Source organism: Streptomyces sp. NPDC002566 (assembly GCF_042889585.1).
Taxonomy (GTDB): domain Bacteria; phylum Actinomycetota; class Actinomycetes; order Streptomycetales; family Streptomycetaceae; genus Streptomyces.
This window is the reverse complement of sequence record NZ_JBIARD010000004.1, coordinates 245,005-271,045: the sequence shown is the minus strand read 5'-3', so window position 1 is coordinate 271,045 and position 26,041 is coordinate 245,005. Positions and strand designations below refer to the sequence as shown.

Below are 26,041 nucleotides of genomic sequence, written 5' to 3'. Positions count from 1 at the left end.
CGCGACGGGGGCCGAGCGGGGAGAGCATGGACGAGGGCAAGCTGACCAAGGCGAAGTGGTGGAACCGCCCACGCCCCGAGCCCAGGGAGACCCCCGACGGCGACTTCCAACTAGCCGACCCGAACCCTTCGCCGGAGCCTCCGGCGGACCCGCAGACGGACCAGGCGGAGGCACCCGCCGGGGTTGCGGCGAGCCGGCCGACGGCGCCCGCCGGAGTTGCAGCGGGCGGACCGGGGGCACCCACCGGGGTTTCGGTGGACCAGCCGACGGTGCCCGCCGGGGTTCCGCTGGACCAGCCGTGGTCGCCGGGGGATACGGCGGATCAGCCGGGGCCGCGCGAGGGGGTCCCGGTGGCCGAGGCAGGGCCGCTCGCGGGGGTTCCGGTGGACCGGGCGGAGGCGGCTGTTGACGCGTCGGCGGATGAGGCTGGGGCGCCCACAGGGGTTGGGGTGGACCAGTCCGAGTCGCTCGCCGGGGTTCCGGGGGCCCGTTCCGCCGACGTGTCCGAGGGTGTTGCCGTGGGGCAGGCCGACTCGGCCGCTCCCGTCGGGGAGTCCCTCGGCCCGCTTCCCACCCCTGCCGTCGGCGACGTGCGTCCCAAGCCGGTGCACGATCCCGACGCCTACAGCACCCCGCCCTACGGCGAACCCGGCCCCTGGGCCCCCGCACCGCCGGTGCAGCACCCGGCGGCCGCGCACGCCCAGGACATGCCGTCGGCCGCCCCCGTCCCGCCATCCGCACCGCCCGTACAGCACCCGGCGGCTACGCACGCCCAGGACATGCCACCGGCCGCCCCCGTCCCGCCATCCGCACCGCCGGTACAACATCCGGCGGCCACCCCGGGCGCCCCTGTCCCCGAAGTCGACGCATCCCCAGAGGCCGCCGGCCCCTGGTACCGGTACGACCCCTGGGCCGCCCCCGGTGGCACCTCAGCGTCCGCCGGGCCGTTGCAGCAGACCGGTGCCGCCGTGCTCAGCCGGGATCAGCGTCGTAGCCGGGCGCGGAAGGCGCTCGTCGGGGGAGCCCTCGGCATCGCGCTCGTGTCCGGGCTGCTCGGCGGGTTCGTCGGTGCCCAACTGGAGCGCAACGGCGGCCTCGACACCGTGAAGCTGCCGCAGGCCTCCGCCGCGCCCGCCGGGCGGGACGCCGACAGCATCGCCGGGATCGCCGCCCGCGCCCTGCCCAGCGTCGTCACCCTGCACGTCAGCGGAAGCGCGGAGTCCGGCACCGGCACCGGATTCGTGCTGGACACCCGGGGCCACATCCTCACCAACGAACACGTCGTCGCGCCCGCCGGATCCGGCGGCGAGATAAGCGTCGTCTTCAACGGCGGCCAGACCGCCCGCGCCGAGATCGTCGGCAAGGACAGCGGCTACGACCTCGCCGTGGTGAAGGTGAGCGGGGTGCGGGGGCTGACCCCGCTGCCCCTCGGCAACTCCGACAACGTCCGGGTCGGCGACCCGGTCGTCGCCATCGGCGCCCCCTTCGACCTGGAGGGCACCGTCACCTCCGGCATCATCAGCGCCAGGGAGCGGCCCATCACCGCCGGCGGCGAGAGCGGCGACGGCAGCGACGTCTCCTACGTCGACGCACTGCAGACCGACGCGCCCATCAACCCGGGCAACTCCGGCGGCCCCCTCCTCGACGCGCACGGCCAGGTCGTCGGCATCAACTCCGCCATCCGCTCGGCCGTCGACGGCGCCGACGCCGACGGCGGTCAGGCCGGCTCGATCGGCCTGGGCTTCGCCATCCCGGTCAACCAGGGCAGGCGGGTCGCCGAGGAACTGATCAACACCGGCCGGGCGACCCACCCGGTCATCGGCGTCACCCTCGACATGGACTACACGGGCGACGGCGCCCGGGTCCGCGCCGAGGGCGGCGACGGCGGCCTCCCGGTCACCCCGGGCGGCCCCGGCGACCGCGCCGGCATCCGCGCCGGCGACGTCATCACGGCGATCGACGGCCGGCGCGTCCACTCCGGTGAGGAACTGATCGTCAAGACGCGGGCCCACCGCCCCGGAGACCGGATGAAGCTCACCGTCCGGCGCGACGGCGAGGACCGCACGCTCACCCTGGTCCTCGGCTCCGCCGGGGGCAGTGATTGACAGCGACTCACAGACGGCCGCCGGCCCGCGGCGCGCCAAGGCAAACAACGCTCAAAACCGGCCGCCGACCGGCACGCGTCCGCCGTGGGGCGGTACCGGTCGGACAGGTGCGACAGGTACCGTGGACCCGGCCCGGACCACGGAAGACCGGAACTGACCACCGAGGGCCGAGGACCGCGGACATCGCAAGGAGCTTCAGGTGTTCAATGACATAGGCCCGCTCGAGCTGGTGACGCTCGCCGTCCTCGCCGTGCTCGTCTTCGGTCCGGACAAGCTCCCCAAGGTCATCCAGGACGTGACGCGCACGATCCGGAAGATCCGTGAGTTCTCCGACAGCGCCAAGCAGGACATCCGCGCCGAACTGGGCCCGGAGTTCAAGGACTTCGAGTTCGAGGACCTCAACCCCAAGACGTTCATCCGCAAGCAGCTGGACAACGAGGACCTGGGGCTGAAGGAGATCCGCAACGGCTTCGACCTGAAGAAGGAGATGGCCGAGGTCACCGACGCCGTCCACGGCCACGAGCCGGACTCCACCGCCTCGCCGTCGTCCTCGTCCGGCGGCCGTCTGGACATGACCAAGAAGCCCGAGGAGCCGGGCAAGGACGACCGTCCCCCGTTCGACGCGGACGCCACCTGAGCGTTTCGCGCCCCGCGTCGCCCCCTCCGATGTGAGGGGGCGCACGTCGTGCGCACCGGGTGGTTTCCCCGCGGTCGGCGGCGGGGTGGCTATGCTGCCTGGTTGTTGTGCGGGCCGTACCAGTGAGGCGACGCCGCCCGAAGGGCGGCGGGCCGGGGCGGTCCGGCGAGAGCGAGGAGGCGTCGGGCACATGGAGACGACGAGTCGGGCAGTCGAAGAGGCGCCGGCCGCGGAGGGTGGACAACACGTCACCTCCACCCGGCGCGCGGTCGACCGCTACCTGGAGGCGCCCTTCCCGTGGTACGGCCTCGACGAGGCCTTCACCGGGCCGCGCTGGCTGATGCAGGTGGGCACGGCGGCCGACGGGGCCGTCGAGCACGGCGCGATCGGGCACGGCGAGGAGCCGTCGGTGCGGTACGAGACCTCGGGCGAGGACCGCGGGAAGTTCGCGGTCGTCGTGACCGTCGCCGCGAACCCGGTGCGGCGCAGCGCGGACGGCACCGGGCTGCTGGAGGCCACGTCGGTCTCCTCGGCGGCCTGGCTCGCGGGGGTGGGGCTGCTGTCGCACACCTGGCCGGGCCAGCTGGACCACAGCCTGCGCGACGACTGGCTGGACCAGCAGACCGAGACGGCGTGGGCCCTCGCGGACGACCTCGCCGGCTCCGCCTGGTCGACGCTGTCCCTGCCGGTCGACGGCGTGTCCGCGCCGTTCCACTACCGCGAGTCCGAGTTCGGCTGGGTCCTCGCCGGCTCGACGGGGCAAGGGGTGCACGTCGGGGCGTACGGCAGGGGGATGAGCGCGTACGGGCTCGGCTTCGCCATGATCAAGGACATCGCCGCGTACGCGTGAGGCCGATCGCCGCGCAGGCATGACAGAAGGGGCGCCGCGGGCGGCGCCCCCCTTGTCGCAAGGCTCAGCGCTCAGCGCTCGGGCAGAGCGCCGGCGGCATCCCGTGGGATCAGAACTTGTTCCTCGGCGTGATTCCCAGGGACAGTCCCGAAAGGCCCCTCTGGCGTCCCCCCAGCTTTCCGGCGATGGCCCGCAGGGCGGAGCCCGCCGGGCTGTCCGGGTCGGTCAGGACGACCGGCTTGCCCTCGTCGCCGCCCTCGCGCAGGCGGACGTCGATGGGGATGCTGCCGAGGACGGGCACGGACGCGCCCGTGGTGCGGGTCAGACCGTCGGCCACCTTCTGGCCGCCGCCCGTGCCGAAGACGTCGACCATCTCGTCGCAGTGCGGGCAGGGCAGGCCCGACATGTTCTCGACCACGCCGACGATCTTCTGGTGGGTCTGCACGGCGATGGAGCCGGCCCGCTCGGCGACCTCGGCTGCCGCCTGCTGAGGCGTCGTCACGACGAGGATCTCCGCGTTCGGGACCAGCTGCGCCACCGAGATCGCGATGTCGCCGGTGCCCGGCGGCAGGTCGAGCAGCAGCACGTCCAGGTCGCCCCAGTACACGTCCGCCAGGAACTGCTGGAGCGCGCGGTGCAGCATCGGGCCGCGCCACACCACGGGGGCGTTGCCCGGGGTGAACATGCCGATCGAGATGACCTTCACGCCGTTCGCCGACGGCGGCATGATCATGTTCTCGACCTGGGTGGGGCGCCCGTCGGCGCCCAGCATGCGCGGCACGCTGTGGCCGTAGATGTCGGCGTCGACGACACCGACCTTCAGTCCGTCGGCCGCCATCGCCGCCGCCAGGTTGACCGTCACGGAGGACTTGCCGACGCCGCCCTTGCCGGACGCCACGGCGTACACGCGCGTGAGGGAGCCGGGCTTGGCGAAGGGCACCTCGCGCTCGGTCTGGCCGCCGCGCAGCGCGCCCGCCAGCTCCTTGCGCTGCTCGTCGCTCATCACGTCGAGCGTGACGTCGACGCGGGTGACGCCCTCGACCCCGGAGACCGCGTCGGTCACGCGCTGCGTGATCGTCTCGCGCATCGGGCAGCCGGAGACCGTCAGGTACACCGCGACCGCGACCGCTCCGTCCGCGCCGATCTCCACCGACTTGACCATGCCGAGCTCGGTGAGGGGCCGGTTGATCTCGGGGTCGTTCACCGTCGCCAGCGCTTCGCGCACCGCGTCTTCCGTAACCATAGGACGATGGTACGGCGCTCGGCCGGGGCCCCGGGATGCCGGTCACCGGTCGTCTACGTCACGTCCACGCGACCGTTCTGCCGGGAATACGACGTGCTCGTGGTGTCCGTCGCGCCGCCCCTCCAGTTCCTTGACCATGTCCTGCAGTTCGGAGCGGATCCAGTCGCGGGTGGCGACCTCGCCCAGCCCGATGCGCAGGGCGGCGATCTCACGCGTGAGGTACTCGGTGTCCGCGATCGACCGCTCGTTCTGCTTGCGGTCCTGCTCCAGGTTGACCCGGTCCCGGTCGTCCTGCCGGTTCTGCGCGAGCAGGATCAGCGGGGCGGCGTAGGAGGCCTGGAGGGAGAGCATCAGCGTCAGGAAGATGAACGGGTACTCGTCGAAGCGCAGCCCGCTCGGCGCGAAGATGTTCCACACCACCCACAGGATGATGACGACGGTCATCCAGACGATGAACCGGCCGGTGCCCAGGAAGCGCGCGATGCGCTCGGAGAGCCGCCCGAAGGCCTCCGGGTCCCACTCGGGCACGATCCGGCGGCGGGGCGGACGCGGCTGGTCCAGGCGGACGCGGGTCCGGGTGGCGGTGGCGCCGGACGGGGTGCGCTCGGCCCGCCCTCCCTCACGCTCGTGCGTCACCTCGGACCACCCCCCGTCGAGGTCTCGTCGAGGTGGAACTCCGTCTCCCGCCAGTCCTCGGGCAGCATGTGGTCCAGGACGTCGTCCACGGTCACCGCGCCCAGCAGCGACCCCGAGTCGTCCACGACGGGCGCCGCGACCATGTCGTACGCCGCGAAGAACCCGGCGACGACGGGCAGCGTCGCGTCCGGCTCCAGGGGCTGCAGGTCGGCGTCGAGGATGGAGCCGACGAGGGTGTACGGGGGGTCGCGCAGCAGGCGCTGGAAGTGGACGGTGCCGAGGTACTTGCCGGTGGGGGTGTCGTCGGGCGGCCGGCAGACGTAGATCTGGGCGGCGAGGGCGGGGGACAGGTCCGGGTTGCGGATCCGCGCGAGGGCGTCGGCGACGGTGGCGTCGGGGCGCAGCACGATCGGCTCGGTCGTCATCAGACCGCCCGCGGTGTGCTCCTCGTACGCCATCAGGCGCCGCATGTCGGCCGCGTCGTCGGGCTGCATCAGGCTCAGCAGCCGTTCCTTGTCCTCCTCGGGCAGCTCGCCCAGCAGGTCGGCCGCGTCGTCGGGGTCCATGGCCTCCAGGACGTCCGCCGCGCGTTCCTCCTTCAGCTTGCCGAGGATCTCGATCTGGTCGTCCTCCGGCAGCTCCTCGAGGACGTCGGCGAGGCGGTCGTCGTCGAGGGCGGCGGCGACCTCGGCGCGGCGCTTGGAGGAGAGGTGGTGCAGCACGTTGGCGAGGTCGGCGGGGCGCAGCTGCTCGAACGTGGCGAGCAGGTTCTCCGCGCCCTGTCCGTGCTCCTCCAGGGAGAAGCCGGTGACGGCGGACCACTCCACCATCAGCGTCTCGCCCTTGCCGCGCCGGAAGGCGCCTCCCTTGCGGCCCTTGCGCACGAAGACCCGGTCGATCTCCCAGTCCCGGCGGGCGGGCAGCTGCTGCACGGACACGTCGAGGGCGGTGACCTCCTCGCCGGTCTCCACGAGCGTGACCCGCCGGTCCAGGAGCTCGCCGACGACGAGACGTTCGGTGGGCCGCTGCTCGAAGCGCCGGACGTTGAGCACGCCGGTGGTGATGACCTGTCCGGACTCGATGCTGGTGACCCGGGTCATGGGCAGGAAGATGCGGCGGCGGGTGGCCAGTTCGACGACCAGCCCGAGCAGCCTGGGCGGCTTGCGCCCGACGCGCAGCATGACGACGAGGTCGCGCACGCGTCCCACCTGGTCGCCGTTGGGGTCGAAGACGGCGACACCGGTGAGGTGCGAGACGAAGATCCGGGGGACGCCCGCGGCCATGGCCGCACCTCCTTCTCGTACGCGCGCGTACGGGCCAGGGAACTGATCGGTCGGTGAGGTGTTTCCTGTGGGGTTCTTTCCCCGATTGCCCGCTCGCGCGGGCTTCAGGCTAGCCCGTCCCGATCGGCGCCGCCCTGGTGAACGGTCCGGACGGACTGCCTCCGCCGGGCCGGCGCGCCCCCGGTACGCTGCGGTACGCCGTTCAGGACACCCCCGCAGAAAGGCAGCCCCCTCTGTGACCGCGATTCCCCAGGGCCGTACCCGACGCCGGACCGTGCTGGCGGGCGCCGTGTGCGCGCTGGTCGTGACGAGCACGGGACTGACGGGGTGCGGCGGCGAGGATCCGGACGCCGGCACCAACGGGGTGGGCAAGCTGGCCGCGGACGAGATCCAGGCGAAGGCGAAGGCGGCGGCGGGCGCGGCCGGCGCGGTGCGGCTGGCGGGGACCGTGGTCGCCGGCGGCCGGTCGTACAAGCTCGACATGCGGCTGAAGGCGAACGGGGGCTCCGGGACGGTCACCGCGCAGGGATCGTCCTTCCAGCTGCTGCGGGTCGGCGAGGAGCTGTACCTGAAGGCGGACGCGGGGTTCTGGAAGCACGAGGACTCCAAGGACTCCGAGGGCGGCGGCGGGAAGGACACGGACGCCGCGGACAAGCTCGACGGCAAGTACGTGAAGGTGCCGACGGGCGACCCCTCGTACAAGAAGTTCAGCGGCTTCACCGACAAAGCCCTCCTCCTCGACTCTCTGCTGACGCTGCACGGTTCGCTGGGCAAGGACGGGCACCAGGAGGACCCCGCCTCCGGGGCGCGCACCATCCGGATCTCGGGCGGCGGCGGTTCCGGCGGCACGCTGGACGTGGCCCTGGAGGGGCAGCCGTATCCGCTGCGCCTGGTGCGCGCGGGCGACGCCGGGACGCTGAGCTTCTCGGCGTGGGGCGAGGACTTCGCCCTGGCCGAGCCGGCGAAGGACGACACGGTGGACTACGGCAAGGAACTGCCGACGTCCTGACCCGGGCCGGGGCGGCACGCGCCCCGGGTGTCAGCGTCCGGCCCGTTTGCGCTTTCTGAGCAGCAGGCGGGGGAGCCCGGCGGGGACCGGCTCGCGGGTCGTCGCCGGGGACGGCAGCGGGGCCTCGGCCAGGGAGCCGTCGGGCAGCGGTGCGACGCCGCCCGCCGGCTCCAGCCGCAGCACCCGGCACTCGGCCGCCCACCGCCCGGTCATCGCCTCGCCGTCGGGCGCGTTCAGCCGCTTGCCCTTGAGTTCGGTGACGGTCTCCTCCCACGCCTCGGTGCCGGGCGCGAGCTCGACGACCCTCGCGGTCCAGGAGACCAGCCGGCCTCCCTTGTCCTTGCTGCGCACGGTCACCTCGGCCGAGTCGCCGTCCGTCAGGTGCGGCAGCGGCTGCTCGCCGCTCCCGTCGCCGACCAGGCAGGCCGCGCCGTCGTGCCACACGTGCCACAGCGCCCGCGCGGCGGGGGCCCCGGCGCCCCTGACCCAGACCAGGCCGGACTTCTTCGTGGCCTCCTCGACGAGCGCCCGCTCGGCGAGGGACTGGTCCTGCGGCTCGCGTGTCATGGCCTCACCCTATCCAGGGCCGCTCACAGCCAGCCGTTGCGCTTGAGCATGCGGTGGATGCCGAGGCAGGTCAGCACGGTGACGCCGAGCACCACCGGGTACCCGAACCGCCACCGCAGCTCCGGCATGTAGTCGAAGTTCATGCCGTACACCCCGCAGACCATCGTCGGTACGGCGATGATGGCCGCCCAGGACGTGATCTTGCGCATGTCCTCGTTCTGCGCGACGGACGCCTGCGCGAGGTTGGCCTGGAGGATGGAGTTGAGCAGCTCGTCGAAGCCGACGACCTGCTCCTGGACGCGGGCGAGGTGGTCGGCGACGTCCCGGAAGTACTTCTGGATGTCGGGGTCGACCAGCCGCATCGGCCGCTCGCTCAGCAGCTGCATCGGCCGCAGCAGCGGCGACACCGCCCGCTTGAACTCCAGTACCTCACGCTTGAGTTGGTAGATCCGGCCGGCGTCGGTGCCGCGCGGGGCGCCCTTGCGGCCGGGGGAGAAGACCTCGGTCTCCACCTCGTCGATGTCGTCCTGGACGGCGTCGGCGACCGCGATGTAGCCGTCGACGACGTGGTCGGCGATGGCGTGCAGCACGGCCGAGGGGCCCTTGGCGAGCAGCTCGGGGTCGTCCTGGAGGCGGTGGCGCAGCGCGCGCAGCGAGCCCTGGCCGCCGTGCCGCACGGTGATGAAGAAGTCCTTGCCGGTGAAGCACATCACCTCGCCGGACTCGACGACCTCGCTGTTGGCGGTGAGCCGGTCGTGCTCGACGTAGTGGATGGTCTTGAAGACGGTGAAGAGGGAGTCGTCGTAGCGCTCCAGCTTGGGCCGCTGGTGGGCCTGCACGGCGTCCTCCACGGCGAGCGGGTGCAGCCCGAACTCCCGCGCGATGCCCGCGAATTCGCTCTCCGTCGGCTCGTGCAGCCCGATCCACACGAAGCCCCCGTCGCGCCGTACCTGCCGCATCGCCTCGTGGGGGGTGAGCGGCGTCGCGTAGTGCACCCGGGCCCCGTCCCGGTAGACGGCGCAGTCGACGACGGCCGAGGGGGTCGCCGGGTCGCGCGTGGTGTCGTACGAGCCGCTGTCGCTCCGCAGGGAGGGACGGGACGGGCGGACCACGGCACGCAGGTCGCGGATCATCGACATGGCAGGCTCCTTCGCTACGGGCGACGGAAGGCCGGCGACGGGTGGAACTGCCCGGAATGGGGACGTCCTGAGTGCGGATGTTTGGCACGTCCACAAAGCGGGGAGCACCGCACCGTCGCGGTGGCGTTCTCGTTGCTGGTACAGCTACTGCTTCTGATCGGATGGATCGGTCGGACCGCGGGCCGGGGAGTTCGGCCGGGTCGGACGGATCAGGCAAAGCGAAACGCAGCGCTCTTCCGCGCGGTGTGGAGATGCGAGAGGTGGCGGTCAGCAGGAGCCGGGTCAGCTACGTCAGCGGCGGGAAGAGCGAGTGGTACTGCACGGTCGACTTCGATCCATGACAGCCCCACCTCCTCCGGCCGGTCCCCCGTGGGGGATGCTCATCGGCGTCGGGGCTTGATCGCGACGCTCTGCGTGCTGCCCCGAACCACTGGGCAAGAGTATCAGCCGACCACAGTGTCAAGGCGCTGCTTTGCCCGGTGCTGACGAGTTCTATGCTCGCGGCATGGCAGATGTTCTTCCCCTGGTCGAGGCCCGGTTGCGTACCGCGCTCGGCGAGCCCGACGCCCGCGCCGCCGTCACCTTCCTCGGCACGGACCGCATCGAGGTCCTGCGTTTCCAGGAGGGCGACATCGTCCGCTACGCCACGCTCGGCATGTCCGCGCAGCCGATGAGCGACCCCACCGCGATGCTCGCCGACGCGGTGCGGGGTCCGCGCGCCGAGCTGGTCCTCTCGGTGCGCTCCGGTCTGGCCGACACCGGCAAGGTGCTGCGCCCGCTCGCCGTGCTGGCCGCGTCCCCGCAGGTCGAAGGGGTGGTCGTGGCGCCGGGTGCGTCCCTGGACGTCGGCGAGCCGCTGTGGCCGGGCGCGCCGTTCACCTCGGTGCTGGTCGCCGAGCCGGGCGGTCTGGTGGAGGACCTGGAGCTCGACGAGCCGCTCGACCCGGTCCGCTTCCTGCCGCTGCTGCCGATGACGCCGAACGAGGCCGCCTGGAAGCGGGTGCACGGCGCGCAGGCGCTCCAGGAACGCTGGCTGACGCACGGTACGGACCTGCGGGATCCCTCCCGCAGGTCCGTACCGCTGGACTGACGACGCGTGACCAAGGTCACCAACTGGCTTCCGGGGCAGGGGATTTGACCCGGCAGAGGGTGACGTCCGCTCGTCCCTGACGGTCAGTCGGCGAAGACGGCGACCCCGTCCTCGGTGGCGTGCGCCGGCGCCGACTCCGCGACATCGTGGGTGAGCGCCTCACGGCGCACGACGACGACCAGCGCGCCCAGGGCCGCGGTGGCCGCCGCCACCACGAACGGGATGTGGACGTCGGTCCACTCCTCGATCTTCGGCGCGAAGAAGGGAGCGGCAGCCGCCGCGAACCAGCGCACGAAGTTGTAGCCCGCGCTCGCGACCGGACGGGGGGCGTCCGAGACCCCGAGCGCGAGTTCGGTGTAGACGGTGTTGTTCACGCCGATGAACGCGCCCGACAGGACCGTGCAGACGACGGCCGTGCCGTGGTCGCCGTAGCCGAGGACCAGCACGTCGGCGGCGAGCAGCGCCAGCGAGCCGCAGAGCACCTTCAGCGAGCCGAACCGCTCCTGGAGGCGCGGCGCGACGACGACCGAGAAGACGGCGAGCAGCACGCCCCAGGCGAAGAACACCGCGCCCGACTTGTAAGGCGTCATGTCCAGCACGAACGGCGTGAAGGCCAGCACGGTGAAGAACGTGTAGTTGTAGAAGAACGCCGAGACCGCCGCCGAGGCGAGGCCGCCGTGGCCGAGCGCCCGGATCGGGTCCAGCAGCGAGGTCTTGCGGGCGGGCCTCGGCTGCTCCTTCAGGAACGCCGTGATGCACAGGAAGCCCACCGCCATCAGGGCCGCGGTGCCGAAGAACGGGTAGCGCCAGCTGGCGTCGCCGAGCAGCGCGCCCAGCAGCGGTCCGCAGGCCATGCCGAGGCCGAGGGCGGACTCGTACAGCAGGATCGCGGCGGCGCTGCCGCCCGCCGCCGCGCCGACGATGACCGCGAGGGCCGTCGAGACGAACAGCGCGTTGCCCAGACCCCAGCCGGCCCGGTAGCCGACGAGCTGGCCGACGGTGTCGGAGGTGCCGGACAGGCCCGCGAAGACGACGACGAGGGCGAGGCCCAGCAGCAGCGTCTTGCGGCCGCCGATCCGGCTGGAGACGAACCCGGTCACCAGCATCGCGAAGGCGGTGATCAGGAAGTACGAGGTGAACAGGAGGGAGACCTGGCCGGCCGTGGCGTTCAGTCCGGAGGCGATGGACGGCAGGATCGGGTCGACGAGTCCGATGCCCATGAAGGCGACGACGGACGCGCCGGCGGTCGCCCAGACCGCCTTGGGCTGCCGCAGAAGGCCGCCTGCTCCCGTGGGCGCCTCGAGGGTGGACTCCGTGTCGTGCTGCATGCCGGTGCTCCGATCCCGCGGCGATGGTTGGTGTATACACACACTAAGTTAGGATGCCTAATTAATGCAAGTTACATCCAACTTGGCGGGCCCGGACGGGTGATCGTCCTTGACGTGGACGGGATCGGGTAGGACCGTGGGGCTCTATGAGGGGCGAACCCAGTTGCCCGAAGTGCGGTGGCCGGGTCAGGGCTCCCGGACTCTTCGCCGATTCCTGGCAGTGCGATGTGCACGGCACGGTGCATCCGCTGCAGCCCGTGATCCCGCCCAGCGTCGAGGCCCTCGGTGTGGTCGTGCACCGCACCCGGGTACCGGTGTGGATGCCGTGGCCACTGCCGGTCGGCTGGCTGTTCACGGGCGTGGCCTACGCCGGTGACGACCGCAGCGGCGGGCGGGCGAGCGCCGTCGCGTGCTCGGGGCCCGGTCCGCTCGGCGGCATGGGCGAGCTGATCCTCGTCGCCGAGGAGCTCGGCGTCGGCCTCGGCGCGCGCTACGCCGGCATGGAGGGGCCCGACCCCGGTCCCTATATGGATGTCGAGAAGCCGCCCCAGGTCAAGGTTCTGGCCGCCGGTCGCCCCACCCCCCTGTGGCATGTCACCGGCGCCCCCGACGACCGCGCGGTCTTCGCGGGCGAAGCGTGCGGGCTGTGGCTGTGGGCGGTGGCGTGGCCCGAGCAGTCCGGGCTGCTGATGTACGGCGAGCTGGTGCTGACGGACCTGCGGGACGCGGGCGCCGAGGTGGAGCTGGTGCCCTGCGGGGCGTTGTCGCCGCGCCTGCTCAAGCCGTGAGGGCCGGCCGGGGACGCGGGGACACAGCGCGGGGGCATCCGGGCGTGCTCCGTGTGTGTAGGGGGCGCTTGCCGGGTGCGGGTGTGACAGAGGTCGTCCGGATTCCCGTTATGCTGGAGCGTCCCGTTCCGCTCTCTCGCCGTCTGGAGCCCGTGCCGTGCGCATCGACCTGCACTGTCACTCCACGGCTTCCGACGGTACGGACACCCCTGCCGAACTGGTCCGGGGTGCGGCCGCGGCCGGCCTCGACGTCGTCGCGCTGACCGACCACGACACCACCCGCGGGCACGCCGAGGCGATCGCCGCGCTGCCCGAGGGGCTCACCCTCGTCACCGGCGCCGAACTGTCCTGCCGGATCGACGGCATCAGCATGCACATGCTGGCCTACCTGTTCGACCCCGAGGAGCCCGCGCTGCTCGCCGAGCGGGAGCTCGTGCGCGACGACCGCGTGCCGCGCGCCCGGGCCATGGTCGCCAAGCTCGACGAGCTGGGTGTCCCCGTCACCTGGGAGCAGGTCGCGCGCATCGCCGGCGACGGTTCCGTCGGCCGGCCGCACGTCGCCACCGCGCTGGTGGAACTGGGCGTCGTCCCCACCGTGAGCGACGCGTTCACCCCCGACTGGCTGGGCGACGGCGGGCGGGTCTGGATCCCGAAGCACGAGACCGACCCCTTCGAGGCGATCCGGCTGGTCAAGGCGGCGGGCGGCGTGACCGTCTTCGCCCACCCGGCCGCGAGCAAGCGGGGCCGCACGGTCCCCGAGTCCGTGATCGCCGAACTGGCCGCCGCCGGCCTCGACGGCATCGAGGTCGACCACATGGACCACGACGCGGACACCCGCGCGCGACTGCGGGGGCTCGCCCGCGACCTGGGCCTGCTGGTGACCGGGTCCAGCGACTACCACGGCAGCCGCAAGACCTGCGCGCTCGGCGAGTACACGACCGACCCCGAGGTGTACGGGGAGATCACGCGACGGGCGACCGGGGCGTTCCCCGTCCCGGGGACCGGCGGGCCCGAGGCCCTTCGGGCCTGAGGCCGCCACGCCCTCGGGCCCAGCTCCGCACGTCCACTTCCACCCTCTCTCGCGCAAGGCCTCCGTACCGATGTTCGACGTCGCCGTCTTCGGCTCCCTGTTCCTCACCCTGTTCGTCATCATGGATCCCCCCGGCATCACCCCGATCTTCCTGGCCCTGACCTCGGGCCGCCCGGGCAAGGTGCAGAAGCGGATGGCGTTCCAGGCCGTCTGCGTGGCCGGCGGCGTGATCACCGTCTTCGGGCTGCTGGGCCACCAGATCCTGAACTACTTGCACGTGTCAGTGCCCGCGCTGATGATCGCGGGCGGGCTGCTGCTCCTGCTGATCGCGCTCGACCTGCTCACCGGCAAGTCCGACGAGCCCAAGCAGACCAAGGACGTCAACGTCGCGCTGGTCCCGCTGGGCATGCCGCTGCTCGCCGGACCGGGCGCGATCGTGTCCGTCATCCTCGCGGTGCAGAAGGCCGGCAGCGTCTCCACGCAGGTGTCGGTGTGGGCGGCGATCTTCGCCATTCACGTCGTGCTGTGGCTGGTGATGCGCTACTCGCTGCTGATCATCCGGGTCATCAAGGACGGCGGCGTGGTCCTGGTGACACGGCTCGCGGGCATGATGCTCTCCGCGATCGCCGTGCAGCAGATCATCAACGGGGTCACCCAGGTCGTCCAGGGCAGCTGACGCGGCGGCGGCGTCCCGGCTGTCGGATCCGGGGGCCGGCGTGGCCGCGCACCGGTTCAGGCCTCGTGGTGATCGGGGCGGTCGGAGTGGGCGCGCAAGCGCTGCCAGTAGCGGTGAACATGCCGCTCGGCCTCCAGCACGGCCGATTCGGCGGGGCGGACGCCGCCGTGGGGTGTCGCGGTGCGACGGGCCGCGGCCGGGGTGTGCGTGCGTCGCGCCGAAGGAGACGGCATGGGTCCGGAGTGCGGCCGGGCAGCCGGCTGGTCGGGGCGGGCGGGTGCCTTGGGGGACGTCGCGGCGCGCCACCCGCATCTGAGGGCGGTGCCGACCGCCCGGCGCCGCGCATAGGGGCGGGTGGCCGCGAACCGTGCCGCCAGGATGACGCCGGTGGCGGCCGCCGCGGCCAGAGCGGGTTCGGCGTGGTGTACGAGCACAGGGAGAGGGCCTTCCCGTGAAGTGGCGGTCGGGGCGGCGCGGACGCCGGGTGCTCACCAGGTACCCGCGCCGGACGGGATCACCCCGGGCAACTTCCTCACTCTGGCCCCCTCGCGCTCGCGAGGATTTCCGACCCGCCCACCTTCACCCGTTCGGGTGAACTCCGGATGGGGCCTCCCCGTCCCGCCCGGACATGGGCGGAGCCCCGCCCGGCGTCGTGTCGACGCGGTGCGGGGCTCCGGAACGCATGTGAGGGGGCCCGTAGAGGGGGGTCGAGGTGCTACGAGGCCGAGGTGTCGGCCGGACGGATCCACAGTCGCTGCCCGATGGCGGCGGCCTGCTGAACGATCCGGTTGACGGAGGCGGCGTCCACGACGGTGCTGTCCACGGGCGTGCCGTCGACGTCGTCGAGTCGCATGATTTCGAAGCGCATGGTGGCTTCTCCCTTCGTCTGGTCATCCTCCTGAGGAGAACTGCTGATGTGCGGCCCACGGGACGACGGTGCCCCCTGTTCCGTACGTATTCAACGCGGTGCTTGTTACAAACATTCCCTACGCTAATGAAATTTTTCGAACGTCTAATTACTGACGGGTAGACGCAGTAACCGTGGTGGAACAGGGCCGGAGCGGGACTGAACGGGACCGGTTGTAGCGTGACCGCCGGGACAATGGAAGGGATGAACGACGACCTGACGGCCCTCGCCGCCCGTATCGACCGCACGAACGAGCTGCTGACGCGCATGCTCGCCGAGGTGGCGAAGACGCCGTCGACGCACGCGATCTTCGTCGACGCCGGCTATCTGTACGCGGCGGCGGGCCGGCTGGTCGCCGGGACCGAGGACCGGCGGGCGTTCGACCTGGACGCCGAGGGCCTGATCGAGGCGCTCATCGACCGGGCGCGCACGGTCTTCGCGGACAGCCGGCTGCTGCGGGTCTACTGGTACGACGGCGCCCGGCGCCGCATCCACACCGCCGAGCAGCAGTCCATCGCCGAACTCCCGGACGTCAAGGTCCGGTTGGGCAATCTGAACGCCAACAACCAGCAGAAGGGCGTCGACTCCCTGATCCGCACCGACCTGGAGTCCCTCGCCCGGCACCGCGCCATCAGCGACGCGGCGCTGCTCGGCGGCGACGAGGACCTGGTCTCGGCGGTGGAGGCGGCCCAGGGGTACGGCGCACGCGTCCACCTCTGGGGCATCGAGGGCCCCGAGGGCCGCAACCAGGCCGAGCCGCTCCTGTGGGAGGTCGACAGCCAGCGCACCCTGGACCTCGACTTCTTCAAGCCGTACGTCTCGCGGCGCACCGCCCCGGCGTACGAACCGGCCGGCGTGCAGCGGCCCACCCGTGAGGAAGTCCGCTTCGCCGGCGCGCAGATCGCCGCAAAGTGGCTCGCGGCGCGCGGCAGGGAGTCCCTGGCGGACCTCCTCCCCGGCCACCCCTACCTGCCCGGCTCCGTCGACCAGGACCTCCTGGTGGACGCGGAGCGCATCCTGCAGTACTCGCTCCGCGGGCAGGCGGAGCTGCGGCGCGTACTGCGGGACGGCTTCTGGGAGCACCTCCAGACGCAGTTCTAGCTGCCTCAGGACGGGCCCCGTCCGGTCAGCGGTCCGGTCGCCCGCGTACGACCTTGTCCCAGAAGTCCGCCAGGCCGTGGGCCGTGGCCAGGGGCTGGTCCAGGTTGGGGGAGTGCTCCGCGCCGGGAATCACCGTGCGTGCCGCGCCCAGCTCCACGGCCATGTCGTCCAGGATGCTCACCGGCCAGGTGTCGTCACGCGCGCCCGACAGTACGTGCAACGGCAGCGGCACGGCGGCGAGTTCGGCGACCCGGTCGGGCTCGACGAGCAACTGGCGGCCGGTGGCGAGGAGTTGCGCCGGCTTGTGGTTCAGCCAGCGCAGCCGCATCAGCGCCAGTTCGCCGAACCCCCGCGCGGGGCCGCCGATCTCCTCCGGCGGGCCCATCGCGAGGATCGCCTCCCACACCTCGGGCATCTCCATCACCGCGAGGGCGTCGTGCAGCAACTGCACGCGCTGCCGCTGCGACTCGGAGATGTGCGCCGGACCCGAGGCGACGAGGGTGAACGAGACGAAGGGGGAGTGGTCCAGGAGAACGGCCGCCCGCGCGACCTGGCCGCCCATGGAGTGCCCGACCAGATGCACGGGAGTGTCGAGGGCGGCCGCCTGCGCGAGCACATCCCGCGCCAACTCGGCCTGAGCATAGGGCGTTTCGTCGCGCGCCGGGCCGTGGGACTCGTTCTGCCCGCGTCCGTCCACGGCGACCGTGCGGTAGCCGCGGGCCGCCAGGGGCTCGTGCAGGAAGTGGAAGTCCTCCTTGCTCCCGGTGAACCCCGGCAGCAACAGCGCGACGCCCGACGGCTCGACACCGGGCGCCGCCGGCGCGTCGACGACGGCGAACTCACCGCGCGCTGTCCGCAGCTGGTACGCGCGTGCGCCGGGAGGCGGGGTGAAGCTGATCGGCGTGGTCACGGGCTGAGGTTACCGGGACCCGGAGGCCGGGTGCAGAGCGCCTCTCGGCCCGGGCAGAACCTCTTCACACGCCGACGGCCCGGCTCCCCGAGGGGGAACCGGGCCGTCGGCGGTCGCTGTCGTCGCGCGCGGCGATCAGCTGTCCGCGGGCTTCGCGGCGGCCGTCGCCTTACGCGTACGCCGCGGCTTCGGCTGCGCCTCGGCCGTGTCGGCGGCGGCCTCCGCCGGGGCGGCCGTCTTGCGGGTCCGGCGGGGCTTGACCTCCGGCTCCTGCGAGACCTGAGCCGGAATGGCGGCCGTACCGGTCGCCGGGGCGGCGGCCTTGCGGGTACGGCGCGGCTTGGCCTCCGCGGCCTCGGCCGTGTCGGCGGCGACCTCTGCCGGGGCGGCCGTCTTGCGGGTACGGCGCGGCTTGGTCTCGACCGTCTCCGCCGTGTCGACGGCGGTTTCCGCCTTGGTGGCCGCGGTCTTGCGGGTGCGACGCGGCTTGACCTCTACGGCCTCGGTGACGTCGGCCGTGTCGGCGGCCGTTGTCGTGGCGGCGGCGGTCTTGCGGGTGCGGCGGGGTTTGGCCTCGGCGGTCTCCGCCGTGTCGACGGCGGTTTCCGCCTTGGCGGCCGCGGTCTTGCGGGTCCGGCGCGGCTTGACCTCCGGGACCTCCGTCGCCTCGGCCGTGTCCACGGCGGTCTCCGCTGCGGCAGCGGTCGTCGCGGCCGTCTTGCGCGTGCGGCGCGGCTTGGCCTCGGCGGTCTCCGCCGCGTCGACGGCGGTTTCCGCCTTGGCGGCCGCGGTCTTGCGGGTCCGGCGCGGCTTGACCTCCGCGACCTCCGCCGCCTCGACCGTGTCCACGGCGGCTTCCGCCAGAGCGGCGGTCCTGCGCGTGCGGCGCGGCTTGGCCTCCGGCTCCTGCGCGGCCTGGGCCGGGATGACCGGCGTGGCGGCCGTCTCCGGCTGGGTCGCCTTGCGGGTCCGGCGCGGCTTGGCCTCGGCGGCCTCGGCCGTGTCGACCGCAGTCTCGGCCGGGGCCGTCGCCTTGCGGGTGCGGCGGCGCGGCTTGGTCTCCGCGGGCTCCGCCGGAGCGACGGCGGCCTCCGCAGACGGCGTCGCCTCGACGGCCGGGGCGGCCGACTCGGTCACGGCCTGCGTCTCGGGGACCGGCTGCTCGGCCGGCTCCGTCACGGTCGCCGAGGCGTCCGACGCGACCGCGTTGCGGCGGGTGCGGCGGCGGCGCGGCTTCTCGGCCTCGGCGGACGCGACCTCCGAGGGGCCCTCCGCCGTCGTCACGGCCGCTTCCGCTGCCTCAGGGGCGGCGGACTCGACGGCCGTGGCGGCCGACGCGGCGACGGCGTCCTGCGAGGCTCCGCCCCTGGTCCGGCGACGGCGACGCGGCGTACGAGGAGACGTCGCCGCCTCCTCGACGGCGGGAGCCGCGGCCTGCGCGGACTGCTCGGTCCTGACCTGCTCGGTCCGGGCCTGCTCGGGCGCCGGCGTCCCGTCGACGGTGGTGCCACCCCGCGTACGACGGCGGCGGCGCGGCGTACGGCCGACGCGCTCACGCTGCTCGGCGGAGCGGGAGTCGTCCCGTCCGCCCCGGCGGTCGCCGCGCCCGCGACCACCGCGGCCGCCCGGCTCGCCCAGGTCCTCCAGCTCCTCCGCGTCGAGCCCGGCGCGCGTGCGCTCCGAGCGCGGCAGGACACCCTTGGTGCCCGCGGGGATGCCGAGGTCCTCGTAGAAGTGCGGGGAGGTGGAGTACGTCTCCGGCGGGTCGCTGAAGTCGAGCTCCAGCGCCTTGTTGATGAGCTGCCAGCGCGGGATGTCGTCCCAGTCGACGAGCGTGACCGCGATGCCCTTGGCGCCCGCGCGGCCGGTACGGCCGATGCGGTGCAGGTAGGTCTTCTCGTCCTCGGGGGACTGGTAGTTGATGACGTGGGTGACGCCCTCGACGTCGATGCCGCGCGCGGCGACGTCGGTGCACACGAGCACGTCGACCTTGCCGTTGCGGAAGGCGCGCAGCGCCTGCTCGCGGGCGCCCTGGCCGAGGTCGCCGTGGACCGCGCCGGAGGCGAAGCCGCGCTGCTTGAGCTGGTCGGCGAGGTCGGCCGCCGTGCGCTTGGTGCGGCAGAACACCATCACCAGGCCGCGGCCCTCGGCCTGCAGCATGCGCGCGACCATCTCGGGCTTGTCCATGTTGTGCGCGCGGTACACGTGCTGCTTGGTGTTCGCGACCGTCCGCCCCGCGTCGTCGGGCGAGGTGGCGTTGATGTGCGTGGGCTGCGACATGTAGCGGCGGGCGAGGCTGATGACCGCGCCCGGCATGGTCGCGGAGAACAGCATGGTCTGCCGCTTCACCGGCAGCATGCCGATGATCTTCTCGACGTCGGGCAGGAAGCCGAGGTCGAGCATCTCGTCGGCCTCGTCGAGGACCAGGCACTTGACGTGCTTGAGGTTGAGCTTCTTCTGGCCCGCCAGGTCCAGCAGCCGGCCCGGGGTGCCGACGACGACGTCGACGCCCTTCTTCAGGGCCTCGACCTGGGGCTCGTACGCGCGGCCGCCGTAGATCGCGGTGACGCGCACGTTGCGCACCTTGCCCGCGGTCAGCAGGTCGTTGGTGACCTGCGTGCACAGCTCGCGCGTGGGGACCACGATGAGCGCCTGCGGGGCGTCGGTGAGGTCCTCGGGGCGGGCGCGGCCGGCCTCGACGTCGACGGGGACCGTGACGCGCTCGAGGAGCGGGAGGCCGAAGCCGAGCGTCTTTCCGGTGCCGGTCTTGGCCTGGCCGATGACGTCCGTGCCCGACAGGGCCACGGGGAGCGTCATCTCCTGGATGGGGAAGGGAGTGGTGATGCCGACGGCCTCCAGGGCCTCGGCGGTCTCGGGGAGGATTCCGAGCTCTCGGAACGTCGTAGTCAGGGTGCTGCCTCTTCTGTGTGCGCGGTGCGAGGCGAGCGCGGGGGTCGTGTCGGACCGTGCCGGGGGACGCGGCCGCCTCTCACGGGCGAGCCGTCAGCACACGGGACCTCATCCGACGCTCCAGCGTTCGTACCGCTGAGGGTGTCCCGCCGATCGTCGTACGCGCAGAGCCGTACGGTCAGGGTGGGCTGTCGGGTCGGAGCCGATCGGGCCACCGACCGGGCATCCTCATACATGCGGCCCGTCGAATACTCGGCAGGCGCATTACCACCATACCTTGGATCCGCGCACATGCGATGGCCGATTCGGTCACGTTGTGGTTGTCACATCGACGGGCACGGTCCCGCGCGCTTCGTCGCCGCACACGTCGACCAGGGCCTTCCCCCGCGCGGGGAGCGGGTTATTGTGCGCTTCATGACGACCTCTGACAAGCCCGACAACGAGAACGCCGCCACCGGCATCGCCGCCCAGGACTGGGCGACGGCCGCCGCCGATCCCCAGTACCGGGCCGCGGTCGTGGACCTGCTCGGTGCGCTCGCGTACGGCGAGCTGGCGGCGTTCGAACGGCTCGCTGAGGACGCCAAACTGGCGCCCACCCTGGAGGACAAGGCGGAGCTGGCGAAGATGGCGTCCGCCGAGTTCCACCACTTCGAGCGGCTGCGCGGCCGGCTCACGGAGATCGGCGAGGAGCCCACGCGCGCGATGCAGCCGTTCGTCGCCGCGCTCGACGGCTTCCACCGGCAGACGGCCCCCTCCGACTGGCTGGAGGGTCTGGTCAAGGCGTACGTGGGCGACTCGATCGCCAGCGACTTCTACCGGGAGGTCGCCGTGCGTCTGGACGCCGACACGCGCGCCCTGGTGCTCGCCGTCCTCGACGACACCGGTCACGCGGGCTTCGCCGTGGACCGGGTGCGCGCGGCGATCGACGCCGACCCGCGCGTGGGCGGACGGCTGGCGCTGTGGGCGCGGCGGCTGATGGGCGAGGCGCTGTCCCAGTCGCAGCGTGTGGTCGCGGACCGCGACGCGCTGTCGACGATGCTGGTCGGCGGCGTCGCGGACGGCTTCGACCTCGCCGAGGTCGGCCGGATGTTCTCCCGCATCACCGAGGCCCACACCAAGCGGATGGCGGCTCTGGGACTCGCCGCGTAGGTGCCGTCGGGCGCCGTGGGGCGGGGGAGACTGCTTCGGCTGCCGGCCCGTGCAGGGCCGGCTGGTCGCGCGGTTCCCCGCGCCCCCTCGGTGCGCCTCAGGCTGTGGCTGATCGCCGCAGGCCTCGGCCCGTGGGGCGCAGGAGCAGGGACAGCGAGGCGGCGGAGACGACCGCCGCTCCGAGCAGGCTCAGCAGCACGTTGCCCGGGCCGAGCGCGCTGTGGGTGACGAAGTCGCCGAACAGGGCTCCGGCGACGCCCGTCGCGAACACCATGGTGGGCGCGGGCAGCCGGTGGGACAGGCGGTGGAACGCCGCCCACGCGAGCACGAGACCGAGCACAGCGGAGCCGAGCGCTTCCAAGATCATGCGGGTCCCTCCCAGACGGCGGGCTGTGCATCGAGTTCGTAGCCCGTCTTACCCGTGACCTGCGAAAGGCAATCCTCCCCTGTGGGGAAGTCGTGCTCCATCCGTGGAGAATTCCGCCGCCGCCGACAGGGAGAGCCCGGCGGCCGTCGCCGCCCGCGTACGTGGGACCGGCCGCGGTGCACGACGAGGGGCCCGGCAGCCGAATCGGAATCGGCTGCCGGGCCCCTCGCCACGCGTCGCCTACAGGGTGCCGAAGCCCACCTTGCGCGGGGCGGGCTCGCCCAGCTCGACGTAGGCCAGGCGGTCGGCCGGGACCAGGACCTTGCGGCCCTTCTCGTCCACGAGGCTGAGCAGCTGCGACTTCCCCGCCAGCGCCTCGGCGACGAGGCGCTCGACCTCCTCGGCGCTCTGACCGCTCTCCAGAACGATCTCGCGGGGCGCGTGCTGCACGCCGATCTTGACCTCCACGGCTATGTCCCTCCGACGGTCAGTGGTGCGCGGGCGTCCGCGCCGTACGCTGCACACATTAGCCCGGTGAGGGGACGGGTAAGCCGCGGCCGTCCACGCCAGGAGCGAACAGCGGACGGGAACAAAGTGCCGACAGCCCGCACGCGGGCGTGCGCGCTCAGTGCTGCTCGGTGCCGTGCAGCGGGAAACCGGCGATGCCCCGCCAGGCCAGCGAGGCCAGCAACTGCACCGCCTGGTCGCGCGGGACGCTACGGTCGCTGTGCAGCCAGGAGCGGGCCACGACCTGGGCGAGACCGCCCAGTCCCGAGGCCAGCAGCATCGACTCCGCGCGCGAGAGGCCGGTGTCCTCGGCGATCACGTCGCAGATCGCCTCGGCGCACTCGTTCGTCACCTTGTCGACGCGCTCGCGCACCGCCGTCTCGTTCGTCAGGTCCGACTCGAAGACCAGCCGGAACGCGCCGCCGTCGTCCTCCACGTACGCGAAGTAAGCGTCCATCGTGGCGCGCACGCGCTGCTTGTTGTCGCTCGTCGAGGCGAGCGCGCTCCGGACCGCCTGGATGAGCGATTCGCAGTGCTGGTCCAGCAGCGCCAGATAGAGGTCGAGCTTGCCCGGAAAGTGCTGGTAGAGCACCGGCTTGCTGACGCCGGCGCGCTCGGCGATGTCGTCCATCGCGGCAGCGTGATAGCCCTGCGCGACGAACACCTCCTGGGCGGCGCCCAGCAGCTGGTTCCGTCGGGCACGGCGCGGCAAGCGCGTGCCTCGCGGGCGCGCCGCCTCAGTTTGCTCGATGGCTGTCACGCCGCCTCCCAATGTCGTCCTCATGCGGTGTGCCGCCGCGCGGCCATCGTACTTTTCGGTAACCGTGACGCGCGCGGTGCGAGCGCAGAATTTCACGGACCGGACGATGGTAAAAGCAGTACAGAACGTTTGCTACCGGTATGCAGTGGGCAAACTGCGCCTCCGTCTCGCCCTGCGCCGCCGCAAGGTCGCTGTCGTGCGCGTCAGCGGTAGTCGTCCTCGTCGAGCGAGACGACGCGGGCCTGTTCGACGAGGTCGGCCTCGTTCGCCCGGGCGGGGTCGACGCTCTCCAGGGGGTCGTCGCGGTGCGGCGTGACGTCCGCGTGCTGTTCCGCGGCGTCGTTCTCCGGCGCCTCGACGTCGACCTCCGAGACCTCGTCGTCGTTCACGAACGTCTCGGGGTCGGTGGGGTCGACGGTCATGGCGGGCTCCCTTCCTACGAACGTCCCTGAGAATGCAGGGGCCACACGCGGGTGCCCTCTCTACGAGCCTAGGAGACACCCTTTTCGGACGCTATGCGATGTGCCCGGGAATCGCGCCGCCATCTGCGCGGTTCCCGACCTGTCCGCTGTGACGGCGAACACACAAGTCACCGGCGTGATCGTCTCGTAACATTGCGGCATGTCTTCGACCGAGCTGCCCTCAGTGCCGCCCGCCAGTGTGCTGCCGAAGGCGGTGTCCGTCAGGGTCGCCGAGGGCGAGCGGCTGCGGACGGTCGGACTGCCGGGCGTCACCCTGAAGATCCGTTCCAGGCCGCCCGCGCGCGAAGGTCTGGAGCCGGCGCTCTACGTGCACGGTCTCGGCGGCTCCTCGCAGAACTGGTCCGCGCTGATGGCCCTGCTCGACGGCGTCGTCGACAGCGAGGCCGTCGACCTGCCCGGCTTCGGCGACTCCCCGCCCCCGGACGACGGCGACTACTCCGTCACCGCACACGCGCGTGCCGTCATCCGCTACCTGGACGCCTCCGCCCGCGGACCCGTCCACCTCCTCGGCAACTCCCTCGGCGGCGCGGTGTCCACGCGCGTCGCCGCCGTACGGCCCGACCTCGTGCGCACCCTCACCCTCGTCTCGCCCGCACTGCCGGAGCTGCGCATACAGCGCAGCGCGGTGCCCACGGGACTGCTCGGCGTCCCCGGAGTGGCCGCGCTGTTCAGCCGGTTCACCCGGGAGTGGACGGCCGAACAGCGCGTCCGCGGCGTCACCGCCCTCTGCTACGGCGACCCCGGGCGAGTCGCTCCGGAGTCCTTCCAGCACGCGGTGGAGGAGATGGAACGGCGGCTGCGGCTGCCGTACTTCTGGGACGCCATGACCCGCTCCGCGCGCGGGCTCGTCAACGCCTACACCCTGGGCGGCCAGCACGGACTGTGGCGCCAGGCCGAACGCGTCCTCGCCCCCACCCTCCTCGTCTACGGCGGCCGCGACCAGCTCGTCGGCTTCCGCATGGCACAGCGGTCCGCACGCGCCTTCCGCGACTCCCGGCTGCTCACCCTGCCGGACGCCGGACACGTGGCGATGATGGAATACCCGGAGACGGTCGCTACGGCGTTCCGGGAACTGCTGGCGGAGACCCGCGCCCCGGACGCGGGAACGGGGACCGGTCCGGCCGCCGAGCGCGCCGGATCCGTGGACGCGGGGAGCTGAGGGGGGACGTGGGACGGCACAGCCGACGGGGGCCGGCGCAGAGCAGCGCGCCGCGAGGTACGACCACCAGCGCCGAAGGGAGCGCCTCCCCAGGGGCGCGCGGAGGGGTTTCGAAGGCGGACGCGCGGGGCAGCCGCGATCAAGAAGCGGCGGGTCGGCCCGACGGCGGGACCCCCGCCCACGGCTTTCCGCGGCTTTCCGAAAGACCTCCGGCCCACGGCTCGCCAAGGCTGCCCGAAGGCACCCCCGCGCACGGTTTCCCCCGGGTGGCTCGTGGCGGTCACCCCGAGCAGCGGGAAGCCGGGGGAGCATGGGGTGAGTTGACGGGACGTCCGGCGCAGGGTGCCGGGCCGCTGATCCCCCGTCAGCGACCGGCGTCCCCGGGCGGCCCCCGGCAGGACTACCTCGACGCATTTGAGGAGGACGACGTCTTCGCCCGCCGCAGGCCCCTGTCCGGCGCCGTCTCCTCGCACACGAGCGGCGACCCGTACGCCTCCGTCACCGAACGGGACCCGGAACCCCGTTCGGCCGCCGGGGGCGAGGACGACGTGCCGCCCTCCGGCGCGCCCTCGGCCGGCAGGGGCGGCAAGGGGCGGGCCTTCACCGGCATCGCGGCCGCCGCGGTCACCACCGCGCTGGCGATCGTCGTCGCCGGACAGGTCACCGACTCGCGCGACGAGGACTCCGCCCGGTCGCAGGCCGCCGCCGGCCAGTCCGCGCGCGACACCCGGGACTCCACCGGCCGGGGCGGCGGCCGCCCCGGCCCCTCCGCCGCGCTCCCCGAGGCGGCGCCGCTGACGTACGCGCAGCAGATGGACCGGAAGTACCCCCTCGGCGCCGAACTCACCGGCTCGGGCAGGTTCGACGCCGTGCCCGGCATCGACAAGGCGCCCGGCGAGGGGCGCAAGTACACCTACCGCGTGGACGTCGAACAGGGACTCGGCCTCGACGCGGCGCTCTTCGCGCAGGCCGTGCAGAAGACGCTGAACGACCGGCGCAGCTGGGCGCACGACGGCGCACGCACCTTCGAACGCATCCACTCCGGCGAGCCCGACTTCGTCATCACCCTCGCCAGCCCCGGCACCACCGCCGAATGGTGCGCGAAGTCCGGTCTGGACACCACCATCGACAACGTCTCCTGCGACTCGGCCTCCACCGAACGCGTGATGATCAACGCCTACCGGTGGGCGCAGGGCTCGCAGACCTACGGCGACCAGATGTACGCCTACCGGCAGATGCTCATCAACCACGAGGTCGGCCACCGGCTCGGCTACAGCCATGTGACCTGCGACAAGAACGGCGACCTCGCGCCGGTCATGCAGCAGCAGACCAAGTTCCTGGAGCACGACGGGATCCGCTGCCTGCCCAACCCGTGGCCGTACCCCACGCAGTAGGTCCTCCCTAGCGG

Annotated in this window: 26 protein-coding genes; 12 read left to right on the top strand and 14 right to left on the bottom strand. The window is 72.6% G+C overall.

From position 1 onward, the window contains the following. Positions 1-518: 518 nt before the first annotated feature. The 3 genes from ACFYXA_RS18410 (at position 519) to ACFYXA_RS18400 (ending at position 3,592) form a co-directional block, all read left to right on the top strand. Positions 519-2,105 carry a trypsin-like peptidase domain-containing protein gene (locus ACFYXA_RS18410; RefSeq protein ID WP_389033894.1) on the top strand — a complete coding sequence of 529 codons (1,587 nt, stop codon included), beginning with the start codon at positions 519-521 and terminating at the stop codon, positions 2,103-2,105. Between the two features lie 199 nt (positions 2,106-2,304). Beyond that, entirely contained in the window at positions 2,305-2,742 is a 438-nt protein-coding gene (locus ACFYXA_RS18405; protein ID WP_389033891.1) for a sec-independent translocase, read from the top strand. A gap of 190 nt (positions 2,743-2,932) precedes the next feature. After that, positions 2,933-3,592, top strand: a complete 660-nt coding sequence (locus tag ACFYXA_RS18400) for a hypothetical protein (RefSeq protein ID WP_389033888.1) — start codon at positions 2,933-2,935, stop codon at positions 3,590-3,592. Positions 3,593-3,701: 109 nt separating this feature from the next. Here the strand turns inward: ACFYXA_RS18400 and ACFYXA_RS18395 are convergent, their stop codons facing one another. From ACFYXA_RS18395 to ACFYXA_RS18385, 3 genes are read right to left on the bottom strand one after another with little or no spacing between them, the layout of a single operon-like run. Beyond that, positions 3,702-4,835, bottom strand: coding sequence for an Mrp/NBP35 family ATP-binding protein (locus ACFYXA_RS18395; protein WP_352250262.1), 1,134 nt, complete (start codon positions 4,833-4,835; stop codon positions 3,702-3,704). 42 nt (positions 4,836-4,877) lie between these two features. Then, a complete protein-coding gene (locus ACFYXA_RS18390; protein WP_389033883.1) occupies positions 4,878-5,471 on the bottom strand; it encodes a DUF1003 domain-containing protein in 594 nt (197 codons plus the stop codon). Then, positions 5,468-6,754, bottom strand: coding sequence for a magnesium transporter MgtE N-terminal domain-containing protein (locus tag ACFYXA_RS18385; protein WP_352250266.1), 1,287 nt, complete (start codon positions 6,752-6,754; stop codon positions 5,468-5,470). Before ACFYXA_RS18385 ends, ACFYXA_RS18390 begins: the two co-directional genes overlap by 4 nt. Positions 6,755-6,989: 235 nt before the next feature. Here ACFYXA_RS18385 and ACFYXA_RS18380 point away from each other — a divergent pair, with 235 nt between their 5' ends. Further along, complete coding sequence (locus tag ACFYXA_RS18380) at positions 6,990-7,763, top strand: hypothetical protein (protein WP_352250268.1); 774 nt, start codon at positions 6,990-6,992, stop codon at positions 7,761-7,763. A 30-nt stretch (positions 7,764-7,793) separates the two neighbouring features. On the opposite strand, the gene ACFYXA_RS18375 is transcribed toward ACFYXA_RS18380, so the two are convergent. Both ACFYXA_RS18375 and ACFYXA_RS18370 read right to left on the bottom strand, forming a co-directional pair. Continuing rightward, positions 7,794-8,330, bottom strand: coding sequence for a hypothetical protein (locus tag ACFYXA_RS18375; RefSeq protein ID WP_389033880.1), 537 nt, complete (start codon positions 8,328-8,330; stop codon positions 7,794-7,796). A gap of 23 nt (positions 8,331-8,353) precedes the next feature. After that, the gene (locus ACFYXA_RS18370) at positions 8,354-9,469 is read right to left on the bottom strand and encodes a magnesium and cobalt transport protein CorA (protein WP_389033877.1); all 1,116 of its coding nucleotides are present in this window, start codon (positions 9,467-9,469) and stop codon (positions 8,354-8,356) included. Positions 9,470-9,974: 505 nt separating this feature from the next. Between ACFYXA_RS18370 and ACFYXA_RS18365 the strand changes: the two genes are divergently transcribed. Beyond that, complete coding sequence (locus ACFYXA_RS18365) at positions 9,975-10,559, top strand: suppressor of fused domain protein (protein ID WP_130443796.1); 585 nt, start codon at positions 9,975-9,977, stop codon at positions 10,557-10,559. An 83-nt stretch (positions 10,560-10,642) separates the two neighbouring features. Here ACFYXA_RS18365 and ACFYXA_RS18360 read toward each other — a convergent pair whose 3' ends face one another. After that, entirely contained in the window at positions 10,643-11,887 is a 1,245-nt protein-coding gene (locus ACFYXA_RS18360; protein ID WP_389033872.1) for an MFS transporter, read from the bottom strand. 146 nt (positions 11,888-12,033) lie between these two features. Here ACFYXA_RS18360 and ACFYXA_RS18355 point away from each other — a divergent pair, with 146 nt between their 5' ends. The 3 genes from ACFYXA_RS18355 to ACFYXA_RS18345 all read left to right on the top strand — a co-directional run bounded on the left by ACFYXA_RS18355 (position 12,034) and on the right by ACFYXA_RS18345 (position 14,381). Next, positions 12,034-12,675: a DUF6758 family protein gene (locus ACFYXA_RS18355; protein WP_352250274.1), complete on the top strand. Its 642-nt coding sequence runs from the start codon at positions 12,034-12,036 to the stop codon at positions 12,673-12,675. Between the two features lie 157 nt (positions 12,676-12,832). Continuing rightward, positions 12,833-13,705: a PHP domain-containing protein gene (locus ACFYXA_RS18350; RefSeq protein ID WP_352250276.1), complete on the top strand. Its 873-nt coding sequence runs from the start codon at positions 12,833-12,835 to the stop codon at positions 13,703-13,705. A gap of 70 nt (positions 13,706-13,775) precedes the next feature. After that, entirely contained in the window at positions 13,776-14,381 is a 606-nt protein-coding gene (locus tag ACFYXA_RS18345) for a MarC family protein (protein WP_130443788.1), read from the top strand. A gap of 56 nt (positions 14,382-14,437) precedes the next feature. On the opposite strand, the gene ACFYXA_RS18340 is transcribed toward ACFYXA_RS18345, so the two are convergent. Next, positions 14,438-14,815: a hypothetical protein gene (locus ACFYXA_RS18340; RefSeq protein ID WP_352250278.1), complete on the bottom strand. Its 378-nt coding sequence runs from the start codon at positions 14,813-14,815 to the stop codon at positions 14,438-14,440. Positions 14,816-15,096: 281 nt separating this feature from the next. Then, positions 15,097-15,249: a hypothetical protein gene (locus tag ACFYXA_RS18335; RefSeq protein ID WP_007384531.1), complete on the bottom strand. Its 153-nt coding sequence runs from the start codon at positions 15,247-15,249 to the stop codon at positions 15,097-15,099. 234 nt (positions 15,250-15,483) lie between these two features. On the opposite strand from ACFYXA_RS18335, the gene ACFYXA_RS18330 reads away from it, so the two are divergent. Further along, positions 15,484-16,389, top strand: a complete 906-nt coding sequence (locus tag ACFYXA_RS18330; protein WP_352250337.1) for an NYN domain-containing protein — start codon at positions 15,484-15,486, stop codon at positions 16,387-16,389. A 25-nt stretch (positions 16,390-16,414) separates the two neighbouring features. Here the strand turns inward: ACFYXA_RS18330 and ACFYXA_RS18325 are convergent, their stop codons facing one another. Both ACFYXA_RS18325 and ACFYXA_RS18320 read right to left on the bottom strand, forming a co-directional pair. After that, entirely contained in the window at positions 16,415-17,299 is an 885-nt protein-coding gene (locus ACFYXA_RS18325) for an alpha/beta fold hydrolase (RefSeq protein ID WP_389033865.1), read from the bottom strand. Between the two features lie 135 nt (positions 17,300-17,434). Beyond that, complete coding sequence (locus ACFYXA_RS18320) at positions 17,435-20,116, bottom strand: DEAD/DEAH box helicase (RefSeq protein ID WP_389033862.1); 2,682 nt, start codon at positions 20,114-20,116, stop codon at positions 17,435-17,437. Positions 20,117-20,614: 498 nt separating this feature from the next. On the opposite strand from ACFYXA_RS18320, the gene ACFYXA_RS18315 reads away from it, so the two are divergent. Beyond that, positions 20,615-21,358, top strand: coding sequence for a ferritin-like fold-containing protein (locus tag ACFYXA_RS18315; RefSeq protein WP_389033858.1), 744 nt, complete (start codon positions 20,615-20,617; stop codon positions 21,356-21,358). Between the two features lie 97 nt (positions 21,359-21,455). Here the strand turns inward: ACFYXA_RS18315 and ACFYXA_RS18310 are convergent, their stop codons facing one another. The 4 genes from ACFYXA_RS18310 to ACFYXA_RS18295 all read right to left on the bottom strand — a co-directional run bounded on the left by ACFYXA_RS18310 (position 21,456) and on the right by ACFYXA_RS18295 (position 23,414). After that, entirely contained in the window at positions 21,456-21,725 is a 270-nt protein-coding gene (locus ACFYXA_RS18310; protein ID WP_352250288.1) for a hypothetical protein, read from the bottom strand. Positions 21,726-21,965: 240 nt separating this feature from the next. Further along, positions 21,966-22,193 carry a DUF3107 domain-containing protein gene (locus ACFYXA_RS18305; RefSeq protein ID WP_352250290.1) on the bottom strand — a complete coding sequence of 76 codons (228 nt, stop codon included), beginning with the start codon at positions 22,191-22,193 and terminating at the stop codon, positions 21,966-21,968. A 157-nt stretch (positions 22,194-22,350) separates the two neighbouring features. Next, entirely contained in the window at positions 22,351-22,992 is a 642-nt protein-coding gene (locus tag ACFYXA_RS18300; protein WP_351094951.1) for a TetR/AcrR family transcriptional regulator, read from the bottom strand. A gap of 203 nt (positions 22,993-23,195) precedes the next feature. Next, positions 23,196-23,414 carry a hypothetical protein gene (locus ACFYXA_RS18295; RefSeq protein WP_351094953.1) on the bottom strand — a complete coding sequence of 73 codons (219 nt, stop codon included), beginning with the start codon at positions 23,412-23,414 and terminating at the stop codon, positions 23,196-23,198. Between the two features lie 199 nt (positions 23,415-23,613). Between ACFYXA_RS18295 and ACFYXA_RS18290 the strand changes: the two genes are divergently transcribed. After that, complete coding sequence (locus ACFYXA_RS18290) at positions 23,614-24,633, top strand: alpha/beta fold hydrolase (protein ID WP_389033851.1); 1,020 nt, start codon at positions 23,614-23,616, stop codon at positions 24,631-24,633. Positions 24,634-24,641: 8 nt separating this feature from the next. Then, on the top strand, positions 24,642-26,027 hold the full coding sequence (locus tag ACFYXA_RS18285; protein WP_389033848.1) for a DUF3152 domain-containing protein: 1,386 nt from the start codon (positions 24,642-24,644) through the stop codon (positions 26,025-26,027). Positions 26,028-26,041: the final 14 nt, after the last annotated feature.

Coding starts and splice junctions, on each gene's coding strand:
- ACFYXA_RS18290 (WP_389033851.1), top strand. CDS start 23,614: ATGTCTTCGACCGAGCTGCCCTCAGTGCCGCCCGCCAGTGTGCTGCCG.
- ACFYXA_RS18295 (WP_351094953.1), bottom strand. CDS start 23,414: ATGACCGTCGACCCCACCGACCCCGAGACGTTCGTGAACGACGACGAG.
- ACFYXA_RS18330 (WP_352250337.1), top strand. CDS start 15,484: ATGGAAGGGATGAACGACGACCTGACGGCCCTCGCCGCCCGTATCGAC.
- ACFYXA_RS18370 (WP_389033877.1), bottom strand. CDS start 9,469: ATGTCGATGATCCGCGACCTGCGTGCCGTGGTCCGCCCGTCCCGTCCC.
- ACFYXA_RS18355 (WP_352250274.1), top strand. CDS start 12,034: ATGAGGGGCGAACCCAGTTGCCCGAAGTGCGGTGGCCGGGTCAGGGCT.
- ACFYXA_RS18365 (WP_130443796.1), top strand. CDS start 9,975: ATGGCAGATGTTCTTCCCCTGGTCGAGGCCCGGTTGCGTACCGCGCTC.
- ACFYXA_RS18375 (WP_389033880.1), bottom strand. CDS start 8,330: ATGACACGCGAGCCGCAGGACCAGTCCCTCGCCGAGCGGGCGCTCGTC.
- ACFYXA_RS18335 (WP_007384531.1), bottom strand. CDS start 15,249: ATGCGCTTCGAAATCATGCGACTCGACGACGTCGACGGCACGCCCGTG.
- ACFYXA_RS18345 (WP_130443788.1), top strand. CDS start 13,776: ATGTTCGACGTCGCCGTCTTCGGCTCCCTGTTCCTCACCCTGTTCGTC.
- ACFYXA_RS18360 (WP_389033872.1), bottom strand. CDS start 11,887: ATGCAGCACGACACGGAGTCCACCCTCGAGGCGCCCACGGGAGCAGGC.
- ACFYXA_RS18395 (WP_352250262.1), bottom strand. CDS start 4,835: ATGGTTACGGAAGACGCGGTGCGCGAAGCGCTGGCGACGGTGAACGAC.
- ACFYXA_RS18400 (WP_389033888.1), top strand. CDS start 2,933: ATGGAGACGACGAGTCGGGCAGTCGAAGAGGCGCCGGCCGCGGAGGGT.
- ACFYXA_RS18310 (WP_352250288.1), bottom strand. CDS start 21,725: ATGATCTTGGAAGCGCTCGGCTCCGCTGTGCTCGGTCTCGTGCTCGCG.
- ACFYXA_RS18385 (WP_352250266.1), bottom strand. CDS start 6,754: ATGGCCGCGGGCGTCCCCCGGATCTTCGTCTCGCACCTCACCGGTGTC.
- ACFYXA_RS18320 (WP_389033862.1), bottom strand. CDS start 20,116: ATGACGCTCCCCGTGGCCCTGTCGGGCACGGACGTCATCGGCCAGGCC.